The sequence below is a fragment of the Pseudideonella sakaiensis genome (assembly GCF_048320135.1).
Taxonomy (GTDB): Bacteria; Pseudomonadota; Gammaproteobacteria; order Burkholderiales; family Burkholderiaceae_C; genus Ideonella_A; species Ideonella_A sakaiensis_A.
On record NZ_CP182947.1, the window covers coordinates 1,997,057 to 2,019,514 of the forward strand.

The window sequence follows — 22,458 nt, forward strand, 5'->3', positions numbered from 1 at the left end:
GCTGCTGCTGCGGACTGCGCGGCACTCTCGCGCGGCAATCACGGCGATTCCGTGATCCATGCCCCATGTCTTGCCTTGCAGGGCCGTATGCGCTTGCCTCGATGGTTGATGGGGCGCTTAATGGATGCGCCATCGCCGTTGATCGGGTTGCTCGTCGCCAGGAGCCGACACAACTGTTCACGGCGATTCGAGGCCGATGCCAGCGCCCCGGCGCCGCGCCTCCCCATCCTGCGAGGAGCCCCGAATTGATACCCGACCCATACGCCAAGATGTCGTCGCCGATCACCCTTCGCGGCTGGTTCTGGCAACAGGCGAAGCTTCTCGATCAGACGACCGACCTCACGGACTTTGTTCCCTGGTTCACCGAGTCGAAAGCGGGAAGCATCGGCGGCGTGATCCCGTCACTGGACGCCGCCCTCGAGGCCTGCCACCGTGAAGGAGGCCGTTCGCGCGCACTCGATGGCGCGCTGCGTGGCCTGATCCAGCGCGGCTACAGCAAGATCAGGCCCATCAAGCCATTGCTCGTCAGCCTGGCCTACGAGATCGACCGGCGCTTCCCGGTGCCACTGCCAGCCGTGCCGGGAGGGATTCGCGATCTGTTGCCAGCCTCCGAGCAAACGACGAGCCTGCTGAACTCGATGGTGCGATTCGGGGCGCTGAACGTCACCTCGTTCAGCGATACGGCCCCTGCTGGGCGACTGACGGACATCAAGAACCGGTCATGGGCCATCCTGCAGGACCCTGCGCTCGCGGGCAGCATTGCAAAGGCCAGCGCGCCGGTCACTTCCAGGTGCAGCAAGGGGCAGTTGAAGGAAATGGCCGAGGGCGTGCTGGCGGCCAAGGGCGGGGTTTGCACCACGTTCGCCGCGGCGGCAGTGCACCTGCTGCTCAAGGACGGCCCGTTGATGGCCACAGGGCCTCGCATCGAGTTCGTGTCAGGACCGAAGCACTGCCTGTGCCTGGTCAATCGTGCAGCCCATGCAAGCGATGTCGAACCGAGCGCCGGGAAGCCGAAGGGCACCATCGTCAGCTTCGACTTCTGGAACGACGACGTTGTCATCATCGACCCGTGGGCAGGCTCGATGGGCTTCCACGTGATCTCATCGAAGATCACCTACCCTTCGAAACTGAAGGCGATGGTGGGGCTGCAGGTGGACAAGTATTTCGATACCGCCTGGGAGTGACGCAAGGATGCGGGCCCGGCCGGAAGGCGCGGCCGTCGGCCGTTCTTGCCGCAGGGAATGCCCTTCGGGTGATTCGGGTAGCCTATGTGGGCGCGCTCGCGTCCCCAGTTCGCTGTCTCTGCGGGCCGATGGCGGGGCGCCCCGCCTGCCCTGCCCGCCGCTTGCCGTTCCACGTCCGAGATATGAGCCCTGTTCACTTCACTACCCGAACGCGCCTGTCGTTCGCCCCTCTCGCACTGGTCGTGGCTGCCGCCGCCTTGTCGCTTGCGCTCGCGATGCCCCATGCAGCCCAGGCGCAGGCCGATGCAGGCGCGGCACTGCGTGCGCGCCAGGCCAGCCTGACCCCACAGTTCAGCGCCAGCCCGTTCAAGCGCCCCCTGCTGCTCACCTCGTCGGAAGCCGACGGCAAGTTGCGGGGCGACGTCGATGCGCTGATGGAATCTCCCTACGAGCGCGTGAAGTCCACGCTTTCCCGCGCTGCGGGCTGGTGCGACGTGCTGATCCTTCAGCCCACGGTCAAGTCGTGCCGGGCCGAGGGGAACGGCTCCCGCCAGCAGCTGGTGGTGCACATCGGAAGGTCGTTCGACGCGCCCATCGAAGATGCGCAGGTCATGCGCTTCGACTATCGGCTGGTCTCTGCCTCGCCCGACTACCTGAACGTGCGGTTGACCGCTGCCGAAGGCCCGGTGGGCACGCAAGACTACGACATGGCGCTCGAGGCCGCGCCGCTCGACGACGGCCGCACGGCGATGCACTTTGCCTACAGCTATGGCTACGGCACCCTCGCCAGGATCGCGATGCAGGCCTACCTGGCCACATCGGGGCGCGACAAGATCGGCTTCAGCACCGAGGGCTCCAAGCCGGTCGGCGGCATGCGCGGCGCGCTTGAACGCAATACCATGCGCTATCAGCTCGCGATCGAGGCCGTGCTTGCTGCGCCCGCCCCCGACCGGGGGCAGGCGCGCCTGCAGCACTGGATGGGCGCGATCTCGAAGCACCCCAGGCAGCTGGAGGAGGAGGACCGCAGCGCCTTCGCGGTTGCGAAGCTGCGCGACATCCAGCGGATGAGGAACTGACTCCGAGGGCGACAGCCACCTTCATTGAGGAACTGTGACCGCCGCATCGCCTCCATCGGGTTTTGGAGGACCGCCCTATCAACAGATTCCACACCTTGTCAGCGGCCGGATTCGCCGCCACCGCCATCAGTTTCGGGCCGGCGCGGATGGGCTTCGGCCTGTTCGTCCCTGAATTCAAGTCGTCGTTCGAGATGTCGACCCCGGCCGTCGGCTACGTGTCGAGCCTCGGCTTTTTCGGCCTGCTGGTCGGGTTGCTGATTGCGCAGTTTCTGCTCAACCACCGCGGGCCGCGGCTGCCGGTGCTGGCCGGGCTGGCCGCGGCGACCACCGGCCTCGCGATCGTCGCGGCGGCGCCGAACCTGCCGGTGCTGGCGCTCGGCGTCTTCCTCGCCGCATCGAGCGCCGGCTTTGCGTGGACGCCGTTCAACGACGCGGTGCACCGCAAGATCCGCGATGTCGACCGGCCGGCAGCGCTGTCGGAGATCAGCAGCGGCACCGCCATCGGCATCGCGGCAGCCGGCGTCGCTGCGCTAGGCATGGCCGTGTCCGGCGTCTCGTGGCGGCTGTGCTGGGCGCTTTTTGCATTGGCAAGCGCCGCCGCGCTGCTTGCCAACTGGGCCGCGTTGCGCGGCGTCGGCAAGGCGGCCGGTGCCGCATCGGCAACGCGTTGGCGCGATGTGCTGCGTGCCGAGGCGATGCCGCTGTTCGTCACCGCATTCGTCTACGGAACGACGTCGGCGGTGTTCATCTCGTTTGCGCCGGACCATCTGCGCAGCAATGCTGAACTACCGGGCGTGCCGAGCGACTATCTGCCCGCGCTCGTCTTCATCTGCGTCGGCGTTTTCGGGCTGGCAGGGCTGCTGACCGGCCGTGCAAAAGAGGCGATCGGCATCGTATGGCTGGTGCGCCTGCTGATGCTCGCCGCTGCGGCGTCGGTGGCGCTGGTGGCGCTTCTGCCCGGCAGCTGGGCCGGGCTGATCGGATCGTCGGCGCTGCAAGGCCTCAGCATCATGATGACGAGTGCGCTGCTGGCACTCTGGTCCGAGAAGCTGTTTCCGTCGCTGCCGTCGCTCAGCCTGACGGCCGCGCTGCTCGCGACGGCGTCGGGCAGCGTGCTCGGGTCTGCCGTGGCCGGAGCGCTGTCCGACGCCGCCGGGGCGCGAACGATGTTCCTCGCCGCAGCGGCGCTGCCGGTACTCGTTGTCGTTATGCTGCGCGCGCGCCATCTGCGTGAGTTGCCACCGCAGCAGCCTGCAGGCATGCAGGCCGTCGGTGAGGCAGCAGTGCGTTGACGGTCCGGGGCGCCGGCGCCAGAGGGCGCGGCTCGGCGTGCCACGCCCACGGGCTTGGCGGTTTCCAGGGCGGCCTGTTCTACGACACGACAGGCGGCTACACCGTGACCTACGCGAATGCCGCAATGGCAGGGCTGCTGAACCTGGCGATCGTCGGGGGTTTGCTGCTGACGTTGCGGCGGCGGGCGCTGGTTGAGCCGGGGACGGTGGCGGGGGCGTGAACTGATCCGCAGAGGCCGGCGCACCATTTGCGAGATGGCATGCCCTGTCTGAAGCGATGCTTGATCGGGGCAGTGAACAGTGAGAACATCCAGCGGGCCCTTTGGAAGGTGTTGTGGGTCAAACCACCGTAGCGGTATCCGCAGAAATTTTCTCGAGCTTGACTGCCGTCTGCATGCAGTACGAGTTTCGATAATGTGCCTGCAGGCTATCGCTTGGCGCGTCATATTCGGGAGGATGCGATGGCACGGACCAACCAGGAACGCTTCGACGAGGCGGTGAAATATATAAAGGACAAGATTGATGCCGGCCTTGCTGCCGAGGTTCAACAGAAAATCACGGCGCAGCCAGGTGTTACCAAGGATTTGGCCGGCGCCGAGCTCTCATTGAAGGGACATGGCTTTCATTTCTCGTCCAATGATAAGAATATGGCGCTGCGAGGATTGATGTTATGCCAGATGGCCTACTTTCGACCGCCTCATGCACAGTTCAACTATTGCGACAATGACGTACTCGATGCGACGCGCCTCGCCTGCAAGGGCAAGACAGAGGCTTTGATACAGGCGGATATCCGCCTTTATCTGAAAAAGCCGATACGTCATCTTGCCGACGTAGCCGATGCCGCCAAGCGGGTAAAAAAGGTCGAAGGTGTGGTCGACGCCGTCCACCGTCAGATAGCCGATGACAATGTGAGCAAGGCGCCGGTGTGTTATCACGGCGTCTCGGCATGGCTGTTTGCGGCGGGGATGGTCTCGAAGCGCTGGTATGCCCGCGAGGGGCTGAAGATCGATGGCAACACCGCAAACCAGCAGCTTGGGCAGGGCGTCACCGTCAAGGAGTCTGACTGGGGCGCAATCCCCGAGGGGTATGTCTGGAACATTCACCGGACCAACGATCCGACGACCTGTCACTGGGGCGTATCACTTGGCAACGGAATTGCGGCGGCGTGCAACAACACCGACAGCTCGCCGGGATTGCCGCCGCTCAATTACATCGTGGGAAACACAGCATATGGACAATTCAACTTCGTTGAATTGTGCAATATCCTGAACGCCAATGCGAAGTATGGCGGCTCGACGGCAAAGAATACGGGGAACATCGTCGTGAAAAAAATCAATCCGATGAACGAGGCGGCCCTCTACTAGATTGCGCATCGGCGGCGCCAACATCAGCAACAAGCTCGACGCCATATCGGCTGACTGGATTGCGTTCGCGCGCGAGCAGCTGCCGGCGCCGGCAGCATGACTTCCAGTGCGGTCTGGGCAGCATCTTCGAAAGGCGCCGCGCGATCAGCGGCAAGATGGCGGCGCCGAAACGGCCGTCCATCGCATCGCTGCGCCCCCACGATTGGCTGCCGGGCACGTGCCGCTGTGACTTGCCGCCATGCGGGCTCCGCTTTCGGGCGCCACTGCTTGCGCTCGCAAAAATGGTCGAAGAGCTCCGGCTCATTGCCCTCGCCCATTCCGGAAGCGATGGCCGGGCGCTAGATTCCCGACAGTACCGTGTCCAAGGCTGATGCCAATGCGCTTGATTGCGCGGCCACGTTGTCCACCGGACTCTTCAAGGCCTTCGCCGGCAAGGCTGCCGTGAAGTGCGCCAGCGCGTGCAGACGCTGCCCATTGACCATCACGACTGGACACAGTGCAGTCGGCACCTTGGTCGCGGCATCGAGCACGGCAAGCGGCATCGTCAAGCGAGTCGCCAGCGCATCGAGCAGGTCGCTCTGGATCACGACAACGAAGGGGATACCGTCGGCGGCGCTGCTGCTCGGGTTGATGAAAACGTCGTACTGGGCCATCAGCCTCACCAGGGGCGCAAGTCGGCGCCAGGAATACCGTGGGCTTCGAAACGGGCATTCTGGTCGGCAATCCAGTCACCGAATTCGGCCTCGAACGCCTTCTTGCGAGTGGCACGACTGGCCTTCTTTTGTTTCTCCTGCAGGGCCTCGTAGTGTTCGACAGAGAGGATCACGGTATCGATTTGCCCCGCCTTTTCCACAAAGATCGGCTCGCGCTTGGCTTGGGCGCAAAGGCTGCCAAAACGATTCTTGGCCTCTGTGGCGGTAACGCGCATCGGATTCTCCTCGTTGATTGGCCATTTTAGCCATTCGTCCGGAGTGAGGCTCCCGAGGCAGAATGGGTGATGCGGCTTTCAACCTTCATCAGCGAAAACCTCGACGCCATATTGGCCGACTGGGTCGCGTTCGCGCGGGAGCAGCTGCCTGCGGCAGCCAACCTGGACGAAGTCGCGTTGCTCGACCATGGCCGCCTGATTCTCGAAGAGATTGCCGCCGACATGCAGCGCCCCCAATGCGACGACGAACGCCAGGCGAAGTCGGAGGGCAACAGTGCCAGCGCGTCGCAGTCGGAAGGCGTGCCGTCGCGCAGCCATGCGCGCCAGCGGGAGCGGCAGGGCTTCGAGGTCGAGCAACTCGTCGCCGAATACCGGGCGCTGCGCGCGACGGTGCTGCGCCTGTGGGCAGCGGCCGCGCACGATGCACATGTGCAGGATCTGGAAGATGTCACCCGCTTCAACGAGGCTGTCGACCAGGCGATTGCCGAGTCGCTGAAGGTCTTCGTCGCCGAGGTCAACCGGTCGCGCGATCTGTTTCTCGGCATCCTGGGGCACGACCTGCGCGGGCCCCTGAGTGCGATCTCGGCGTGCGTGGCCGTCGAGATGCGTACCCGCCCGAACGGTTCACCGCAGTCGGCGATCATTCTGCGCAGCGTCGCGCAGATGAAATCGCTGCTCGACGACATGGTCGAGTACACCCGGCACCGGCTCGGCTCCGAGATTGCAATCGACCCGTCGGCGCTGCAGTTCGATCAGTTCGCCCGCAATACGCTGGACGAGATCGAGGCCATCAGCCGTGGGCATCAGTTCGAGCTGGAAGTGCGCGGCGACATGCACGGCGAATGGGACGCCCGGCGCCTGCACCAGGCGCTGTCGAACCTCGTCTTCAACGCGATGAAGTACGGTGCCAGCGGCACGCGGATTCACGTCGTGGCGGACGGCACCAGCAAGGATGAACTGGTGCTCGGCGTGCAGAACTCCGGCAGGCCGATTCCTGCCCATCTGATGGCGCGGCTTTTCGACCCGATGGTTCGCCACGCCGGCGGCGAGACGGATTCGGAATCACAGCTTGCCGGCGCCAACCTCGGCCTTGGCCTGTATGTCGTGCGGGAAATCGCAAAGGCGCATCGCGGCAACGTCACGGTGACCTCTGACGACTCCTGCACGCGCTTCGAACTGCGGCTGCCTCGGATCGCCGTGCGTCGCGGCGCATAGCAGGCCGAGCGTGCTGATTGCAACGGCCGCGGCCGTGCACTACGGCTTCTCGCGCTTGCGGAACCAGTCGAAGATCTCGGGCACATTGCCGTCGCCCATGCCGGCATCGATCGCGGCCTGCAGATTCGACGAAGTGCCCTCGGCAATCTCGGCCCGCGTGCCCAGGTCGTCGACCATCTGCAGGAAATAGCCGAGGTCCTTGCCGGCATTGGCGATCGAGAAGCCGAGGTCGCTGACGCCGTCGACGGCGTAGTTCTTGCAGAACTTCATGAATGGCGAATTCGACGGGCCGGCCGACATGATGTCGAACAGCTGCTGGCGGTCGACGCCGGCACGCTCGGCCACCGCGAATGCCTGCGACATCGCACAGACGGTCGTCATGCCCATGAAGTTGTTGATCAGCTTGGTCGTGTGGCCGGCGCCAAGCGCACCGAGATAGAAGACGTTTTCGCCGAGCACGTCGAGCACTGACTTGACCTTGTCGAAAGTCTCGCGGTCGCCGGCGGCCATGATGTTGAGCAGCCCGTCCCGGGCATGCGCGGGCGTGCGGCCAAGCGGCGCGTCGATCATGCCGGCGCCTTTCTTGGCCAGGTCGGCGCCGATCCGGCGGGTCGAGGCCGGAACCGAGGTGCCGAAATCGATCAGCACCGCGCCCGGCTTGATGCCGGCCAGGATGCCGTTTTCGCGATAGACCAGATCTTCGACAACGGCCGATGTGGTGACGCACAGCATCACGATGTCGCTGGCCGCGGCCAGTTCGGCGGGGGTCTTCGCGACGGTCGCCGGGCCGCGGGCGACGACGGCATCAATGGCCTGCTGGTTGCGGGCCATCACGATCGGCTCGAAGCCGTTCTTCTGAAGGCACTCGACCATGTTGCTGCCCATCAGGCCGAGGCCGATGAAACCGACTGCGGGTTTTGACATTCACGACTCCTCGATGCGTTGCGGGGTATCGTCGGACTGTAGAAGAAAGAAGCCGCGGGCGGGCAGGACGGCCCCGGCGGCAGGCTCACCGGCCGACCAGTTCGGCGATCAGCCGGACCAGTTCGGCGGTGTCGAACGGCTTCGCGAGATGCGCCTGGAAACCCGCTGCCAGTGCGCGATCGCGGTCGTCTGCGCGGGCAAATGCGGTCAGCGCCAGCGCCGGAATGCGGTCGCCAGCGGACTCGCCGGCACGCAGCGCCCGGATCATCTGGTAGCCGTCCATGCCGGGCATGCCGATGTCGCTGACGATGACGGCCGGCCTCGAGGTTGCGATCACCGCCAGCGCCTCTTCGGCGGCGCCGAAGCTCACCACCGTTGCGCCTTGTTCGGTCAGCACCAGCTCGAGGATCTCGCGGGCGTCAGGCTCGTCGTCGACGATCGCGGCGTGCACGCCGTGCAGCCTCGGCGGCAGCGGGCCTTGCGCGTCCGACGCACCCGCACCCGGCCCGCCCTCGCCCGGTTCGACGACCGCCTCGACCGAGACCGGCAGATCGACAAAAAACGTCGCGCCCTGGCCTTCGCCCGGGCTCTCGACGCGGATCGTCCCGCCGTGCAGCTCGACCAGGTGCTTGCAGATCGCAAGCCCGAGCCCGAGGCCTCCGTGTGCCCGGCTGGTCGAACTGTCGCGCTGCCAGAAGCGCTCGAACACCTGTGAAATGAAGCTGTCCGGTATGCCGACGCCGGTATCTGCCACGCTCAGTTCGACGTGCGGCTCGACCCGGTTCAGCAGCACCCGGATCTGCCCGCCTGCGGGCGTGAACTTGATCGCGTTGGTCAGCAGGTTCCACACCACCTGCTGCAGCCGGCTGCTGTCGCCGCTCACCGGCATCGCGGTGGTACCGAATTCGTTCTGCAGGCTGATGCCCTTTGCCATCGCTTCAGGCGCCACCGCGTCGATTGCGCACTGCACGACCTCTCGCATCGAGATCTGCTGCATCTCGAGCCGGATCTTGCCGGTCAGGATCCGGTTCATGTCGAGCATTTCGTCGATCAACCGGACCTGCGCCCGCGCGTTGCGGGCAATGACGTCGATGCCCCGGCGCTGGTCGGCGCTGAGGGCCTGGCCCCTGGCCAGGATCTGCGTCCAGCCGAGGATCGCACTGAGCGGGGTGCGCAGTTCATGCGACAGCGTGGCAAGGAATTCGTCCTTGATGCGCGTGGCACGCTGCGCTTCGATCCGCGCGCTGCGCTCGGCCTCGAGCAGCGCCTCGCGTTCCAGGCTGGCGATCTCGATTGCCTGCGCGCGCTTGCTGTCGGTCAGGTCACGGGTGAGCTTGGCGAAGCCGATCAGCTTGCCGCTTTCGTCGCGCAGCGCCGTGATCGTCACGTTGGCCCAGAACATCGTGCCGTCCTTGCGCACGCGCCAGCCGGTATCGATGAAACGGCCCGTCTCGGCTGCAACCTGCAGCTCGTGCTCCGGCCAGCCGCTGTCGCGCACATCCTGCGGATAAAACACCGAGAAGTGCCGGCCGATGATCTCGTCGGGCCTGTAGCCCTTGATGCGCTGTGCGCCGACGTTCCAGGTCGCGATCCGGCCGTTGACGTCGAGCATGAAGATTGCATATTCGGCCACACCCTCGACCAGCAGCCGGAAACGCTCCTCGCTCTGGCGCAAGGCCTCCTCGTGGCTGCGCCGCTGCGTCAGGTCGCGCGTGACCTTGGCGAAGCCGACCAGTTCGCCGTCGGGGTCGCGCATCGCGGTGATCACGACATTCGCCCAAAACAACGAGCCGTCCTTGCGCACACGCCAGCCCTCGTCCTCGAACGAGCCGTCGCGCGCAGCGATTTCCAGCTCCTGCTCGGGCAGCCCGCGGGCCAGCGCCGCGGAAGGGTAGAAGCGCGAAAAATGCTGGCCGATGATCTCTTCGGCCTGGTAGCCCTTGAAACGCTCGGCGCCTGCATTCCAGGTCAGCACATGGCCCGACGGGTCGAGCATGAAGATCGCGTAGTCGCGGACGCTGTCGACCAGCAGACGGAAACGCTCCTCGCTCTGCCGGAGATGCGATTGGGCGGGTGTGAAGTCGGCAGTCATTGTTCGCCCTGGAGCGCGGCCTCCATTGTTGGCGCAGGGTTTGTTTTACCCCATCTCGGGGTGCCGAAGTCACGAGCGCAGCGGCAAGCAGCCCGGCGACCCGGCGCGCGTGGCCAACCGCGACAGTGGCGCCAACGCCGGCCATCCTGGCCACGGCCGCGATTGAAGAGTAGAAAGAAGGCCATGCGCCCCGTGCGTCGGCGTGTGGATCGCGCGCGGCAGCATTCCCTGACCATCCACACACGGAGGGGACCATGACCGATAGCTACCGCCCATGCAAGACCTGCCAAGCCGACACGTCGACGCATCGGATCGATTCAGCATCCGGCGAAGAAAAGACGCTGACGGTGACCGTACGCAACCTGACCGTGCTGACCTGCCCGAACGGGCACAGGCAGTTCATCGAAGCGGAGTTCCCGCAGCGGCTCCTCGACCACCTCGTGCAGGAAGACGAAGCGAAATTGCCGGCCGGTGACGAAAAGGGCGTGCTGATGTTCAAGCATTTCCACTGCCACGACTGCGGCCGCGAACTCGAACCCAAGCCCGACCACCGGCATACCTTCACCGTCAGACCAGGCATGCCCGATCAACCCGGCCTCGAGATCGACCTGGCGATGCCGGTCTACCACTGCACCGGATGCGGCAAGGAGCAACTGCACTCGCTCACCGAGCTGCGCAAGCTCACGCCGGCAGCACTGGCGCATGCGTTCAAGGCTGCGGACATGCACGGCGGCTGAGCGGGAGCTGAAATCCGCGAACAACGTACACATGGCCGAGTGAGGAAGCTCTCTCGGCATTTGAGGAGAACCGTATGCAAGTTGATCTATTGCTGCGACGCCTTGACGCCAGCTTTTTTCCCCAGCTCGATCGCGATTCGAAGACGCTGGGATCGGACGAATTCGCGCACAACGCGGCGCAGTTGAAGCAGAGCTTCGACAACGTACAGGAGGGAATCGCGCGCATCTGCGCCAAAGGCGACCGGCGTCTGATCGGCGAGATGGAAGCGCGCTTCGAAGTCGTCGAACAGTATCTGTCCAGGGCCAAGGAGATGGCGCCAGCGGGACGCATGCCCAGCGCGGCGCAAATGGCCGGGCTGAATTCGGCGGTCACCTCCTTGACGAGCAAGACCCTGTCGCCGGTTTTCGATCAGACCAGCATGGCGCAAGCTGGCGGTGCCGCCGCGGTATTCGCCGCAGTCGATCAGGTCATCAGGAACATCCCTGATCCCGAGATCGCGCAGCCTGGCATGGTGCTCGGGTATGCCGTGGCTGCGACCCTGGTGATCGGAGGCGCCTACCTGATCGTCTTCGACGAGAAACCCACGCTCGGCGCTGCTGCCGTCGGCGCCGGCATCGGCGTTGCGGTCGGCATCGCAGTGGCTGGGGTGGTGAGTGCACCGGCGGTCGGGCTGGCAGTTGCAGGTGCAGCAATCGGATCTGCCATCGGAGCCGCCATCAGCTATTTCGGCTGGTTCTGACTGCGGGCGCTCGCGCTCCGGATCGGCCGGCCGCAGTGCCGGCCGACAGTCCGCAGGCGTCTCCCATGCGGCAACCGGGTCCGATGAAATCATGTTCCGGATGGCAATGATCGGCATGCCATGTCTGCGCTGACGCGCTTCTCTTGCACGCCGGCCCGCCTGCACCCGACGCAGCCAGATGGTTCGAGGAGGCGATGCGCAGCGAGCAGGGACAGCGCTGACCGGATGACGCCCCGACGGTTTTGGTGCACGATGATTTCCCCGGAGGAGGCAGACATGATCACATCGGTTTTCGAGACAGGTTCGATCGTCACCGACGCAAACGATTTCTCGAAGGAGACGACCGCCGCCGAGAAGACAGAAGTCTCCTTCGGTGTCAAGGAGATCGATCTGGACGCGTCGCGGCATCGCTTCCTGCGGGGCACCAAGACCACGAGGGGATCTTGCGTCTACCTGCCGTATGCACCAGGGGCCATCAACTGGGTCATTCCACAGGGCAAGGCCGTACTCAGCTCGAATTTCAGCGGTTGCTGGTTCGCCAAATACAAGCTCGACGGGGCAATCCGCGTGGCCCATGTCGGCACGCCCCAATGCAACGATTTATGGGCCGAGATCAAGACGCGGCAGGGGTTCCAGCTGATCTGCGAATTCAAGCCGACCGACGCCGTCGACACGAAGAAGCAATTCGAGTTGCTCAGCGGCCGCGAGGGAGCCGGCGGAATCATCATCGGCCTGATCACCAGCGACGACAAGTGCTTTATGGGATTTGGCGCCTACAAGCTCGACCAGAAACTGGGCAAATCGGTTTACACGGCGCTGATGTGGAAAAAGATGAACTGAGCGCACCCTCGCAATCGGAGAATTGCAAGCGCCGGCCGCTGGCAGGTGCGCCGCTGCGGGCGGCGCACAACCAGGCGGCTTCCGAGCTCAGCCCAAGTGGCATTCACTGGGAAGCGCTCGACGAAGACATCCCGCTCTATGTCCCTTCCCTGTGCATGTCCCAGTTTCCGATCGCCGAAGACAGGAAGGATTGCAGGGGCGTGGACATGGCGTGATCCTGCATCGGCCACTCAAATAACGCCACGGTGCGACACCCGAGCAATAGCCGGACCCGTATGCGCCAGCCCGGATGCCGGCACCAGGCCAGCCGTAGGCCTTGGACGACATCAGAATGCGCCGGACGGCAGAGGCATGAGGGACCTGATGCCTCAAGATCGGGCGCCGAACCGAACAAGGAAACCGATGCGCAATCCCTGGACCACCAAGAACCCGTTCATGAGCATGTGGCTCAGTTCGGCGAACCGCGTCGCCGGCTCCGCACGCGGCCAGGCCGCAGCCGCGATGAAGCGCCAGACAAAAGCCGTGCAGGCCGATGCTGCGAAGCAGATGATCGACTTCTGGACCGGCCATGCGGCGCCCGCACCTGCGCGCAAGACGAGGAAGAAGGCCCGCTGACCAGCGGTGCAGGCGCCGTCACGTACTCCGACGCAACTCCGAGTGCAGCTTCAGGACCTTGTCGCCGTCGTCCTGTTCGATCAGATAGGCCGGGTCCTGGTCGCTGCCGTTCCTCGTCACCTTGCTGCCCTTGAGGACCTCGCTCACCTTTTCCCTGAAGACCCCGCGAACGTAGCCTTCTCCGGTTCCTCCGCCCCAGTCCCATTGCACCTTGGTATTCGTCGGGTATGCGTCAGCCATGGCGTTGCTCCGTGATGTGCCGGTGAAGATTGGTTGCCGCCGCGATCAGCGCGGGCCCGGCTGCCCGCGCAGGATCTGCTCGAACCCGCCCTGCTCGCGCAGCTCGTCGTACCACAGCCGGTAGCCGGCCGCGCTCGGATGCAGGCCATCGGCCGCATTCAATTCGGGCTGCTGCGCAAACGGGTCGTTGTCACGCTCCTCGAACAGCCTGACGTAGCGGGCGTTCGGCGCGGCCTCGACCGCACTGCGAACCACCGCATGCAGCATGCGCGCGCGTTCGGTCATCCACCATGAAAACGGCGGAAAGAAAAACGGCGCATTGCCGACGTTGCCGGGCGGCTGCACGATCAGTTGATCGGCCAGCGTGGCTGCCTGGCCGATGGACTTATCAACCGCGCGGCGCAAGGCTTCCTCGTCGGTCAGCCTGATCACGTCGTTGCCGCCGGCGAGCACCAGCACGAGGTCGTAGCGCTGGCCTTCCGCTTGCTGCAACTGGCTGACGACATCTGCAAAACGTGCACCATCGCGCGAGCGGTTGTCGATCAGCAGCGCCGGATGGTCGTTCGCGATCAGCCCGGCGATGCTGGCCTGCGGCGACCCTGCACCGGTGCCGACACCCGTGCTGTCGCCGACGATCAGCAGCCGGTTCGCCGGCTCGGCCGGTGTCTGCTGCAGCGGCTCGCTGGCCCGCGCCAGATCGACCGACTTCTTCAACCGCCAGCCAGCCTGGCCGATCGGAATCGAAAGGGCAACAACCACGAGGACGGTGATCAGGGTGGACATCGGTGCGTAATCGGCATGGGCGGCCCTGTTCGACGGCCGGCAGGCGATTTGGTTCGCCTGCGGCGCGCAGTTGAAGGGGCGGCCACCGGTTGGCGCGCCGAGGTTGCCGCGTCGATACCGCTGCGGTGGGCGCGCGCCATCGGCCGTGCCGATGCAGTCATCGGCAGCCCGATTCAGCCAGACAAGTGCAAGGGTCTCGACCCGCGTCAATCGAGGGTATCGGAGCGGCAATCCCTGCGACCAGGCGCCTAAGCTGTATTTGCCTCCGCAGTGGTCACCAGACAACTGTCCGGTCCGCCGGAGCAATGGAGAATCGATATGTCCAGTATCAAGTCCATCGTATCAATCGCCTGCTGCAGTATCGCGCTGCTCTTTCTGACGTCCGTCGTGCGCGCGGCGCCGATGGATCCGTCTGGCGGCCAATGCAGCGGGCTCGATCCCGCGAGCGGTCTGTTTCCAACCTGCATCCAGGCCCACAGCGCACGCAACCGGATTGCCCACCTGTCCAGCACCAGGGCAAACGCAAAGGCGGTGACGCAGGCGCAGAATTCCCTTGCTGCCCTGCTCGCGCAATATGTGTCGCAGGGCGGCGGCGTGATTCCGGGATTCGAGCCGAACACGGCATGCCCGTGCTGGAGCGCTGCCGAACTGGCGACGATCGATGGCGTCAGTTCGGCGGGAGGAACCGGAACGAATCTGATATGTGTCGTCAGTCCATATGAAGCAGTCCTCGGCGAAACCGGCGCCACGCTGAATGACTTGGGGCAAACCTTCGCTGAGATCAACAACGACCAGCGGTATTGCAGGTTCAATGCGAGCGACAGCGGCGGCACTTCGTTGATCTCCACATTCTTCGACAACCTGCCAGATGCCGAGGTCGATGCATGCCGATCACAAGTCATCGCCAGGAGCGTCATATTGGGAACTGCCTGCGCGAGCGGCAGCTGACTTCCGCTGCCTCGTGCAGCAGAGATGGCCGGACTGGAATTCCCGGCAACTTCAGCGGCGATAACGGCGGGAGTGTGTCGATCGGCAGGTGCTGCTGACAGACTCGATCGGCAAACCGCGCGCGAAGGACAAAGCCCGGTTTCGGCTTTCCGCACACCGGTCACTGCAGACCGCGGAGAGCCGATTCGCGCGTGTTCAAGGGCGCCTGCGTTCGGACCGACTGACAAGATGCCCAGATGGCCCGTGCCGACCGGCTGTCGCTTCGCGTCGTGCCGGTCCGGTTCGACGCCGGGCCGCCGCACAACCGCGCTGCGGTTGACGATCGAGCACGGGGTTAGGATCCAACCCGGTGACGACATGACGTCGATATCGTCACGCCTCGTGGAACTTGTGCACCAGTCGAAAAGCTCAGGAATCGGATCGCTGCGCAAGCTGCATCATGCGCAGCGACCGGCTGCCTGCCAGCGCAGCCAGCTATGGCAACATCGTCGCCGCTCGAACTCCAGGAACGACGATGACGATCGACCGCAACGCCGCAAACGAAGCCGCCCGCATGCTCTGGACCTGCCGTGAGCGGGGCACGGTGATCGATGCCTTGCCCGACGCGCTGCGCCCGCAGGACAACGCCAGCGGCTATGCGATCCAGGCAGCGCTGCCCGACGTCGCCGGCCGGCCGGTGGTCGGCTGGAAGATCGCCGCAACCAGCGCCGCCGGGCAGGCGCACATCCAGGTCGACAGCCCGCTGCCGGGGCGCATCCTCGACAGCTTTGTCCACCCGATCGGCTCGACGCTGTCGCTGGCCGGCAACCGGATGCGGGTTGCCGAGCCCGAATTTGCATTCCGCATGCGGGCCGATCTGCCGCCGCGTGCGTCGCCGTACAGCGCGGACGAGGTGCTGGCCGCGGTGGGCTCGCTGCACCCGGCCTTCGAGGCGCCCGATTCGCGTTTTGCCGCGTTTGCCAGCGCCGGCAAGGCACAGCTGCTTGCCGACGATGCCTGCTGCGGCCAGTTCGCCTTCGGCCCGGCGGCGCCGGAATCGTGGCGCGAGCTCGATCTGGCGGCGCATCCGGTGGCGGCCACCGTCAGCGGCGCCGATGGCGCGGTGCGCTACACACGCGACGGCGAAGGCCGCGCGCTGCTCGGCGCACCGCTGGTTGCGCTGACCTGGCTGGCCAACGAGTTGTCGTCGCTCGGCATCGGCCTGCGCGCCGGCGACTGGGCCTCGTGCGGCACCTGCATGGTGCCGCTGGAAGTCAAGCCAGGCGACCGCGTCGTCGCCGACTACGGGGTGCTCGGCAAGATCGAGATCGGGCTGGCGGAGTAGCGCGGCGCGCCCGTCGCGGAACCCTCGGCCTCGGAGACATCTATCCGACCGACCACTTGCGACTGCTCGCCGGCATCGAGGCACTGCACGGCTTTCTGCTGATCACCTGCTCCGGTGCGTTCATCTACCGGCTGATGGTGCGGGTGACGCCGGGGTCGTGAGGGCAGTTCATCGGCGGAGGCCAGCGCCAACCCTTTCCAGGGGCGAGCACAGGATCCCGCTCGATGACGGAGCAGGTAGGCCAATCGTTCATGATGGTGGACCGCAGCCGCCGGGGGCCACGCCCAGGTGGTCGCATTCCCCTGTCCGCCATCCCCCGCCCCACCGCGTTCAACACTGATGCATACCAACCCCACGCCGACCGACGACTCGCGCGGTGCCGTCACCGACAGCGAACTGATCATCCAGGCGCTGGCCGCAGGGCGCAACAAGCGGGTGCGCAAGCTGATGACACGGCTGCACCCGGCGAAGATCGCCGCGCTGATCGAGCGGCTCGACGACGAGCGGCGCGATGCCTTGTGGCAGCAGGTCGCTCCGGAGCGAGAGACGGCGATCCTGCACCACCTGCGGCCCGGACTGCGCGAGCGGCTCCGCCGGCAGGCCGCCGAAGATGCGGCGAACGAACCGCGCGAACCGCAGCACGACGAGCCGAAGGGGCATCGCGGCAAGGCGAAGCAGAACGCGAACCACCTGCAGGATGTGCGCGATGCGCTGGCCGACGGCAAGCTCAAACGCGTCGGCAAGCTGCTGCAGCAGACGCACCCGGCAAAGGTCGCCGGCCTGCTCGAGGCGCTGCCGCCGGAGGAACGGACTGTTGTCTGGAGCATGGTCGAGACCGAACGCGCCGGCAAGGTGCTGACCTATCTGCACGAGGATGTCTGTGCGTCGCTGGCGCGCGACCTCGACCCGGATGAACTGGTCGCATCGGTGCAGACGCTGGAACTCGACGATCTGGTCGACCTGATCCAGGACCTGCCGCACGAGCTCGGCGCGCAGCTGCGCGCGGCCGCCGGCGCCAGCCGCCGAAAACAGCTCGACGAGCTGCTGTCGTATCCGGAAGACTCGGCCGGCGGCCTGATGAATGCCGACGTGATCGAGGTGCGCGCCAAGCTGCGCATCGGCACCGTGATGCGTTATCTGCGTCTGCTCGAAACGCTGCCACCGCAGACCGACATGCTGATGGTGGTCGACCGCCAAGGCATCTACCAGGGCGTGTTGCGGCTGAGCGCATTGGTGACGACCGACTTCTCGGCCCGCGTGTCCGACGTGATGCACACCGATGTGCGGCCGATCCCGGTGCAGACACCGGACGTCGACGTCGCGCGGCAGTTCGAGGACCACGACCTGCTGTCGGCGCCGGTGATCGACGACGAGGGCCGGCTGCTCGGGCGGATCACCGTCGACGACGTGGTCGACCTGATCCGCGAGGATTCGGAACGCGCGGTGATGAACATGGCCGGCCTGGACCAGGAGGCCGACATGTTCGCGCCGGTGTTGACCAGCTCGCGGCGGCGCGCGGTGTGGCTGGGCATCAACCTCGCGACCGCCTTTCTCGCGGCCTGGGTGATCGGGCTGTTCCAGGCGACGCTGCAGCAGGTGGTCGCGCTGGCGGTGCTGATGCCGATCGTCGCCAGCATGGGCGGCATCGCCGGCAGCCAGACGCTGACGCTGGTGATCCGCGGCCTCGCGCTCGGCCAGATCCAGCCCGGCAACGTGCGGCTGCTGCTGACGCGCGAGCTCGGCATCTCGGCGCTGAACGGCGTGTTGTGGGCGATCGTGATCGCGCTGCTGGCGGTCGTCTGGTTCGACAGCTGGACGCTCGGCATCATCCTCGGCGCGGCGATCCTGATCAACCTGCTGTCGGCCGCCTTCGCCGGCCTGTCGATCCCGCTGCTGCTGCACCGCGCCGGCATCGACCCGGCACTGGCCGGCAGCGTCGTGCTGACGACGGTCACCGACGTCGTCGGATTCTTTGCGTTTCTCGGGCTGGCGACGTTGTGGCTGGTGTGAGGCACCTGTTCGGCGCTGTCAAAGCCCGAGCTCGTCGAGCCCCGGATGGTCGTCCGGCCGCCGGCCGGCCGGCCAGTGAAACTGCCGGTCGGATACGGCAATCGGCAGATCGTTGATGCTGGCGTGGCGTCGCCGCATCAACCCCGCATCGTCGAACTCCCAGTTCTCGTTGCCGTAGCTGCGATACCACTGGCCCGAGTCGTCGCGCCATTCGTAGGCGAAGCGCACCGCGATTCTCGGCCCGCCCCAGCTCCACAACGACTTGATCAGCCGGTAGTCGAGCTCACGCGCCCATTTGCGCTGCAGGAAGCTGCGCACCTGCTCGCGCCCGAGCGGAAATTCGGCGCGGTTGCGCCAGCGGGTGTCTTCGGTATAGACCGCGGCGACGCGGTCCGGGTCGCGGGTGTTCCAGGCGTCTTCCGCCAACCGGACCTTCAGGCGCGCGCTGTCTTCGTCGAACGGCGGAAGTGGAGGTCGCGACATCGTGCGCCGAGAACCGCGGGTCAGTAGGTCTTGTAAGGCAGGAATTTGCCCGACATCTGGATGCTGACGCGATCGCCGGCCGGATTCGCCTCGCGCTTCAGGTCCATCCTGAAGTCGATCGCGCTCATGATGCCGTCACCGAACTCCTCGTGGATCAGTTCCTTGAAGGTGGTGCCGTAGACACTGACGAGTTCGTAGAAGCGGTAGATCAGCGGATCCGTCGGCACGCTGGTCGGCAAGCTGCCCTTGTACGGCGTGACCATCAGCCACTTCTTGTCTTCGTCGGTCAGGTCGAAAACGCTGGCGATCACGCCGGCCTGTTCAGCGTTCAGCGTCATCTGGCCGAGGCAGGCGGCGGTGACCCACTCCTTCGACAGGCCGACCTTCTCGGCAACTTCGGACCATTTGAGGCCCTTGCTCACCTTCGCGGTGACGATTTTTTCGGTGACGTCGATGCGGCTCATGCAATTCTCCTCAGAGGGACGGGTTGGAAAGTGGGTTGGTCGTGGTCGGGCAGACCGGAGGGCGGCCGCGGCTCGGGATCGAGCCCTGGGCTGACCTCGAGCGGCTGCGCCGGCGCCCGGCCGTGCGACAGTTCGGCGCTGCGCGCGACGAGGAAGTCGACCAGGTGGTTGCGAATGCGGTAGTACTGCGGATCGTGGTGCAGCGTTGCGCGCTGGCGGTCACGCGGCATCGTGTTGCGCACGATCTCGGCGACGCGCGCCTGCGGCCCGTTGCTCATCAGCAGAATGCGGTCGGCGAGCAGGATCGACTCATCGACATCGTGCGTGATCATGAACACGGTCTGGTGCGTCTCGGCGCAGATGCGCAGCAGCTCGTCCTGGATCGTGCCGCGGGTCAATGCATCGAGCGCGCCGAACGGCTCGTCGAGCAGCAGCATGCGCGGCTGGATCGCGAACGCGCGTGCGATGCCGACGCGCTGCTTCATGCCCCCGGACAGCGCAGACGGTTTCTTGTCGATTGCCGCCGACAGGCCAACCATGTCGACGTAGCGCTCGACGTGCTCGCGGACCTGCGCCTTGCTCCAGCCCGGCCACTTGCTGCGCACCGCGAAGGCGATGTTTTCGCGCACCGTCAGCCACGGCATCAGGGCATGACCCTGGAAGACGACACCACGCTCGAGGCTGGGCCCGGCGACCTCACGGCCGTCCATGAAGACATGGCCGCTGCTTGCCGACTCGAGCCCGGCCAGCACATTCAGGATCGTCGTCTTGCCGCAACCGCTGTGGCCGATGATGCAGACGAACTCACCCTGCTCGATGCCGAAGTTGACGCCGTCGAATACCGGCTCGGCGGCTCCGGGATAGGCCTTGGCCAGGCGCTCGACCTTCAGGAATTCATTCGGCATAGGTCACCAGCTTCTGCAGACGGGAGAACATCAGATCGAGCAGCATCCCGACGAAGCCGATCATCAGGATCGCAAAGATCACGTTCGGCAGGCTCAGGTTGTTCCACTCGTTCCAGACGAAATAGCCGATGCCGGTGCCGCCGACGAGCATCTCGGCTGCGACGATCACCAGCCATGCGATGCTCATGCTGATGCGCATGCCGGTCAGGATGGTCGGCGCGGCGGCCGGCAGGATCACCTCGAAGGCCTTGCGCAGTGGCCGCACTTCCAGCGTGCGTGCCACATTGAGCCATTCGCGCCGCACGTTGGCGACGCCGAATGCGGTGTTGATCAGCATCGGCCAGACCGAGCAGATGAAGATCACGAAGATGCCGGAGATCGACGAATCCTTGATCGTGTAGAGCGCGATCGGCATCCATGCCAGCGGCGAGATCGGCTTCAGCAGCTGGATGAACGGATCGAGCGCCCGGTAGATCAACGGGCTCATGCCGATCACGAAGCCGAGCGGCACCGCCAGCAGCGCCGCGAGCGCGAAGCCGAGCGCCACCCGCATCAGCGAATGGCCGAGCTGGATGCCGATGCCCCGGTCGTTCGGCCCGTTGTCGTAGAACGGTTCGGACAGGTGCCGGACCATCGCCTCGCCCATCTGGCCGAGCGTCGGGAAGCCGCCCGCCTTGGTCTCGCCCGGGTCCTTGCCGAGCAGCTTCTGGTACTCGATCTGATCGGGCGTCAGCTTGGCGGCAACACCGGCCTCGGGCAGCGTGGCCACGTGCCAGATCGCGAGCAAGCCGAGCAGCAGCAGCAGCGACAGCGCGGCCGACTGCAGGTTGCGCCGGCTCGGCAGCGTGAGCTTCGCCATCACACGGCCGCCTTGCTGATCGCAAAGCTGTTGGCGTAGGCCTCGGCCTTGGCGGGGTCGAACTCCTTGCCCATCACGATATGTTTGCGCCAGGCGCCATCCGGCACCTTCTGGCCGAGCGCCTTCATCTGCTGTTTAGCGTCGGTCAGCAGGAAGACCTGTTCGGCAAGCTGCTTGTAGTTGACGTCGCCCTTGATGTAGCCCCAGCGCTTCATCTGGGTCAGCATCCAGACCGCCATGCTCTGCCACGGCACCGGGTCGAAGTCGGCGCGGTCGGGTACGTTGCGAATATTGCCGAGGCCGTCGGCGAATTTGCCGGTCAGCACCTGATTCACCACCGTCTCTGGCTGATTAAGGTACTGCGTCGGGCTGATCACCTTGGCGATCAACTCGCGGTTCTTCGGATCGCGCGCCATCTCGGCGGACTTCAGCACTGCGCGGTACAGCGCCGCAAAGGTGTTCGGGTTCTGCTGGATGAAGGCCTCGCTGACGCCGAAGGCGCAGCACGGATGGCCGTCCCAGATTTCCTTCGACAGGATGTGGATGAAGCCGACCTCGTCGTAGACCGCGCGCTGGTTGAACGGATCCGGGCCGAGGTAGCCGTCGATGTTGCCGGCACGCAGGTTCGCGACCATCTCCGGCGGCGGCACGACGCGGATCTGCACGTCGGTGTCGGGGTTCAGGCCGCCGGCCTCGGCCAGGTAGTAGCGCAGCAGAAAGTTGTGCATCGAATATTCGAACGGCACCGCGAACTTGAAGCCCTTCCAGCCTTTCGGATCGCGGTTGTTCCTGTGCTTGTTGGCGAGCGTGATCGCCTGGCCGTTGATGTTCTGTACCGTCGCCACACGCATCGGCTGCGCCACCGATCCCGCGCCCATGCTGATCGCCAGCGGCATCGGCGACAGGAAGTGCGACGCCTCGTACTCCTTGTTCAGCATCTTGTCGCGGATCAACGCCCAGCCCGCGGTCTTGTTGAGCTGGACGCTCAGGCCTTCCTTGCGGTAGAAGCCGAGTGGGTCGGCCATGATCAGCGGCGTGGCGCAGGTGATCGCGATGAAGCCGACCTTCAGCTCCTTGCGTTCGAGCGCCTTGCCACCCTCCTGCGCCATTGCCTCGAGCGCACCGAGCGGCAGCAACGAGGCAATCGCGGCGCGTGCCGTGTTGGCACCCACCGCCTGCAGGAAGCGACGACGCTGCGCTTCGTTCGGCAGCAGTGCCTTGACGAGCGAGGCTTCGATGAAATCGCGCGAATACGAGCGATCGTCGTCGCTGCGGCCGCCCGCTGTGACAACCGGCGTGATCGACGCGTCATGATCTGCCGCCGCGTGGTCCGCGCCACAGTGGCAGCGCATCATCAATGGGCGGTCGGTGTCGTAGGGGCGGAAGCGGTTGCGGTCGGTCATGCCTGATCTCCTGTATGGGAAGCAAGCGTATC

General features: G+C 65.4%; 24 protein-coding genes. 13 read left to right on the forward strand and 11 right to left on the reverse strand.

Annotation, left to right across the window (positions count from 1 at the left end; all coding sequences use genetic code 11):
• The first annotated feature begins 269 nt into the window (after nt 1-269).
• The 4 genes from ACNH6H_RS08865 to ACNH6H_RS08880 all read left to right on the forward strand — a co-directional run bounded on the left by ACNH6H_RS08865 (nt 270) and on the right by ACNH6H_RS08880 (nt 4,916).
• Entirely contained in the window at nt 270-1,184 is a 915-nt protein-coding gene (locus ACNH6H_RS08865; RefSeq protein WP_418317132.1) for a hypothetical protein, read from the forward strand.
• A gap of 182 nt (nt 1,185-1,366) precedes the next feature.
• Nucleotides 1,367-2,260, forward strand: a complete 894-nt coding sequence (locus ACNH6H_RS08870) for a hypothetical protein (RefSeq protein WP_418317133.1) — start codon at nt 1,367-1,369, stop codon at nt 2,258-2,260.
• A 95-nt stretch (nt 2,261-2,355) separates the two neighbouring features.
• Nucleotides 2,356-3,552, forward strand: coding sequence for an MFS transporter (locus ACNH6H_RS08875; protein ID WP_418317134.1), 1,197 nt, complete (start codon nt 2,356-2,358; stop codon nt 3,550-3,552).
• A gap of 461 nt (nt 3,553-4,013) precedes the next feature.
• A complete protein-coding gene (locus tag ACNH6H_RS08880) occupies nt 4,014-4,916 on the forward strand; it encodes a hypothetical protein (protein ID WP_418317135.1) in 903 nt (300 codons plus the stop codon).
• Nucleotides 4,917-5,254: 338 nt separating this feature from the next.
• Here the strand turns inward: ACNH6H_RS08880 and ACNH6H_RS08885 are convergent, their stop codons facing one another.
• Both ACNH6H_RS08885 and ACNH6H_RS08890 read right to left on the reverse strand, forming a co-directional pair.
• Entirely contained in the window at nt 5,255-5,569 is a 315-nt protein-coding gene (locus ACNH6H_RS08885; RefSeq protein ID WP_418317136.1) for a CcdB family protein, read from the reverse strand.
• 5 nt (nt 5,570-5,574) lie between these two features.
• Nucleotides 5,575-5,844: a type II toxin-antitoxin system Phd/YefM family antitoxin gene (locus tag ACNH6H_RS08890; protein WP_418317137.1), complete on the reverse strand. Its 270-nt coding sequence runs from the start codon at nt 5,842-5,844 to the stop codon at nt 5,575-5,577.
• A gap of 69 nt (nt 5,845-5,913) precedes the next feature.
• Here ACNH6H_RS08890 and ACNH6H_RS08895 point away from each other — a divergent pair, with 69 nt between their 5' ends.
• Nucleotides 5,914-7,059 carry an ATP-binding protein gene (locus ACNH6H_RS08895; RefSeq protein WP_418317138.1) on the forward strand — a complete coding sequence of 382 codons (1,146 nt, stop codon included), beginning with the start codon at nt 5,914-5,916 and terminating at the stop codon, nt 7,057-7,059.
• Between the two features lie 39 nt (nt 7,060-7,098).
• Here the strand turns inward: ACNH6H_RS08895 and ACNH6H_RS08900 are convergent, their stop codons facing one another.
• Complete coding sequence (locus ACNH6H_RS08900; protein ID WP_418317139.1) at nt 7,099-7,983, reverse strand: NAD(P)-dependent oxidoreductase; 885 nt, start codon at nt 7,981-7,983, stop codon at nt 7,099-7,101.
• 85 nt (nt 7,984-8,068) lie between these two features.
• Nucleotides 8,069-10,075 carry a PAS domain S-box protein gene (locus ACNH6H_RS08905; RefSeq protein WP_418317140.1) on the reverse strand — a complete coding sequence of 669 codons (2,007 nt, stop codon included), beginning with the start codon at nt 10,073-10,075 and terminating at the stop codon, nt 8,069-8,071.
• A gap of 254 nt (nt 10,076-10,329) precedes the next feature.
• Here ACNH6H_RS08905 and ACNH6H_RS08910 point away from each other — a divergent pair, with 254 nt between their 5' ends.
• From ACNH6H_RS08910 to ACNH6H_RS08930, 5 genes are all read left to right on the forward strand, one after another.
• Nucleotides 10,330-10,812: a hypothetical protein gene (locus ACNH6H_RS08910; RefSeq protein WP_418317141.1), complete on the forward strand. Its 483-nt coding sequence runs from the start codon at nt 10,330-10,332 to the stop codon at nt 10,810-10,812.
• A gap of 182 nt (nt 10,813-10,994) precedes the next feature.
• Nucleotides 10,995-11,552, forward strand: coding sequence for a hypothetical protein (locus ACNH6H_RS08915; RefSeq protein WP_418317142.1), 558 nt, complete (start codon nt 10,995-10,997; stop codon nt 11,550-11,552).
• Between the two features lie 276 nt (nt 11,553-11,828).
• Nucleotides 11,829-12,392, forward strand: coding sequence for a hypothetical protein (locus ACNH6H_RS08920; RefSeq protein ID WP_418317143.1), 564 nt, complete (start codon nt 11,829-11,831; stop codon nt 12,390-12,392).
• On the forward strand, nt 12,374-12,607 hold the full coding sequence (locus ACNH6H_RS08925; protein WP_418317144.1) for a hypothetical protein: 234 nt from the start codon (nt 12,374-12,376) through the stop codon (nt 12,605-12,607). Before ACNH6H_RS08920 ends, ACNH6H_RS08925 begins: the two co-directional genes overlap by 19 nt.
• A 187-nt stretch (nt 12,608-12,794) precedes the next feature.
• Entirely contained in the window at nt 12,795-13,007 is a 213-nt protein-coding gene (locus ACNH6H_RS08930) for a hypothetical protein (protein WP_418317145.1), read from the forward strand.
• A gap of 18 nt (nt 13,008-13,025) precedes the next feature.
• Here the strand turns inward: ACNH6H_RS08930 and ACNH6H_RS08935 are convergent, their stop codons facing one another.
• Together ACNH6H_RS08935 and ACNH6H_RS08940 are read right to left on the reverse strand one after the other, a co-directional pair.
• Nucleotides 13,026-13,247 carry a DUF2945 domain-containing protein gene (locus tag ACNH6H_RS08935; protein ID WP_418317146.1) on the reverse strand — a complete coding sequence of 74 codons (222 nt, stop codon included), beginning with the start codon at nt 13,245-13,247 and terminating at the stop codon, nt 13,026-13,028.
• A gap of 45 nt (nt 13,248-13,292) precedes the next feature.
• Complete coding sequence (locus ACNH6H_RS08940; RefSeq protein ID WP_418317147.1) at nt 13,293-14,030, reverse strand: GDSL-type esterase/lipase family protein; 738 nt, start codon at nt 14,028-14,030, stop codon at nt 13,293-13,295.
• 318 nt (nt 14,031-14,348) lie between these two features.
• On the opposite strand from ACNH6H_RS08940, the gene ACNH6H_RS08945 reads away from it, so the two are divergent.
• The 3 genes from ACNH6H_RS08945 (at nt 14,349) to mgtE (ending at nt 18,312) form a co-directional block, all read left to right on the forward strand.
• Nucleotides 14,349-14,978 (forward strand): hypothetical protein, encoded by a 630-nt coding sequence (locus ACNH6H_RS08945; RefSeq protein ID WP_418317148.1) that lies wholly within the window; start codon nt 14,349-14,351, stop codon nt 14,976-14,978.
• A 514-nt stretch (nt 14,979-15,492) separates the two neighbouring features.
• Entirely contained in the window at nt 15,493-16,302 is an 810-nt protein-coding gene (locus tag ACNH6H_RS08950) for a 2-keto-4-pentenoate hydratase (protein ID WP_418317149.1), read from the forward strand.
• 339 nt (nt 16,303-16,641) lie between these two features.
• A complete protein-coding gene (gene mgtE, locus ACNH6H_RS08955) occupies nt 16,642-18,312 on the forward strand; it encodes a magnesium transporter (protein WP_418317150.1) in 1,671 nt (556 codons plus the stop codon).
• Nucleotides 18,313-18,330: 18 nt separating this feature from the next.
• Here the strand turns inward: mgtE and ACNH6H_RS08960 are convergent, their stop codons facing one another.
• From ACNH6H_RS08960 to ACNH6H_RS08980, 5 genes are read right to left on the reverse strand one after another with little or no spacing between them, the layout of a single operon-like run.
• Complete coding sequence (locus ACNH6H_RS08960) at nt 18,331-18,795, reverse strand: DUF1348 family protein (protein WP_418317151.1); 465 nt, start codon at nt 18,793-18,795, stop codon at nt 18,331-18,333.
• 20 nt (nt 18,796-18,815) lie between these two features.
• Nucleotides 18,816-19,259 (reverse strand): cyanase, encoded by a 444-nt coding sequence (gene cynS / locus ACNH6H_RS08965; RefSeq protein WP_418317152.1) that lies wholly within the window; start codon nt 19,257-19,259, stop codon nt 18,816-18,818.
• On the reverse strand, nt 19,256-20,164 hold the full coding sequence (locus tag ACNH6H_RS08970; protein ID WP_418317153.1) for an ABC transporter ATP-binding protein: 909 nt from the start codon (nt 20,162-20,164) through the stop codon (nt 19,256-19,258). Before ACNH6H_RS08970 ends, cynS begins: the two co-directional genes overlap by 4 nt.
• Nucleotides 20,154-21,023: a nitrate ABC transporter permease gene (ntrB, locus tag ACNH6H_RS08975; protein ID WP_418317154.1), complete on the reverse strand. Its 870-nt coding sequence runs from the start codon at nt 21,021-21,023 to the stop codon at nt 20,154-20,156. Before ntrB ends, ACNH6H_RS08970 begins: the two co-directional genes overlap by 11 nt.
• On the reverse strand, nt 21,023-22,426 hold the full coding sequence (locus ACNH6H_RS08980) for a CmpA/NrtA family ABC transporter substrate-binding protein (protein ID WP_418317155.1): 1,404 nt from the start codon (nt 22,424-22,426) through the stop codon (nt 21,023-21,025). Before ACNH6H_RS08980 ends, ntrB begins: the two co-directional genes overlap by 1 nt.
• Between the last annotated feature and the right edge of the window lie 32 nt (nt 22,427-22,458).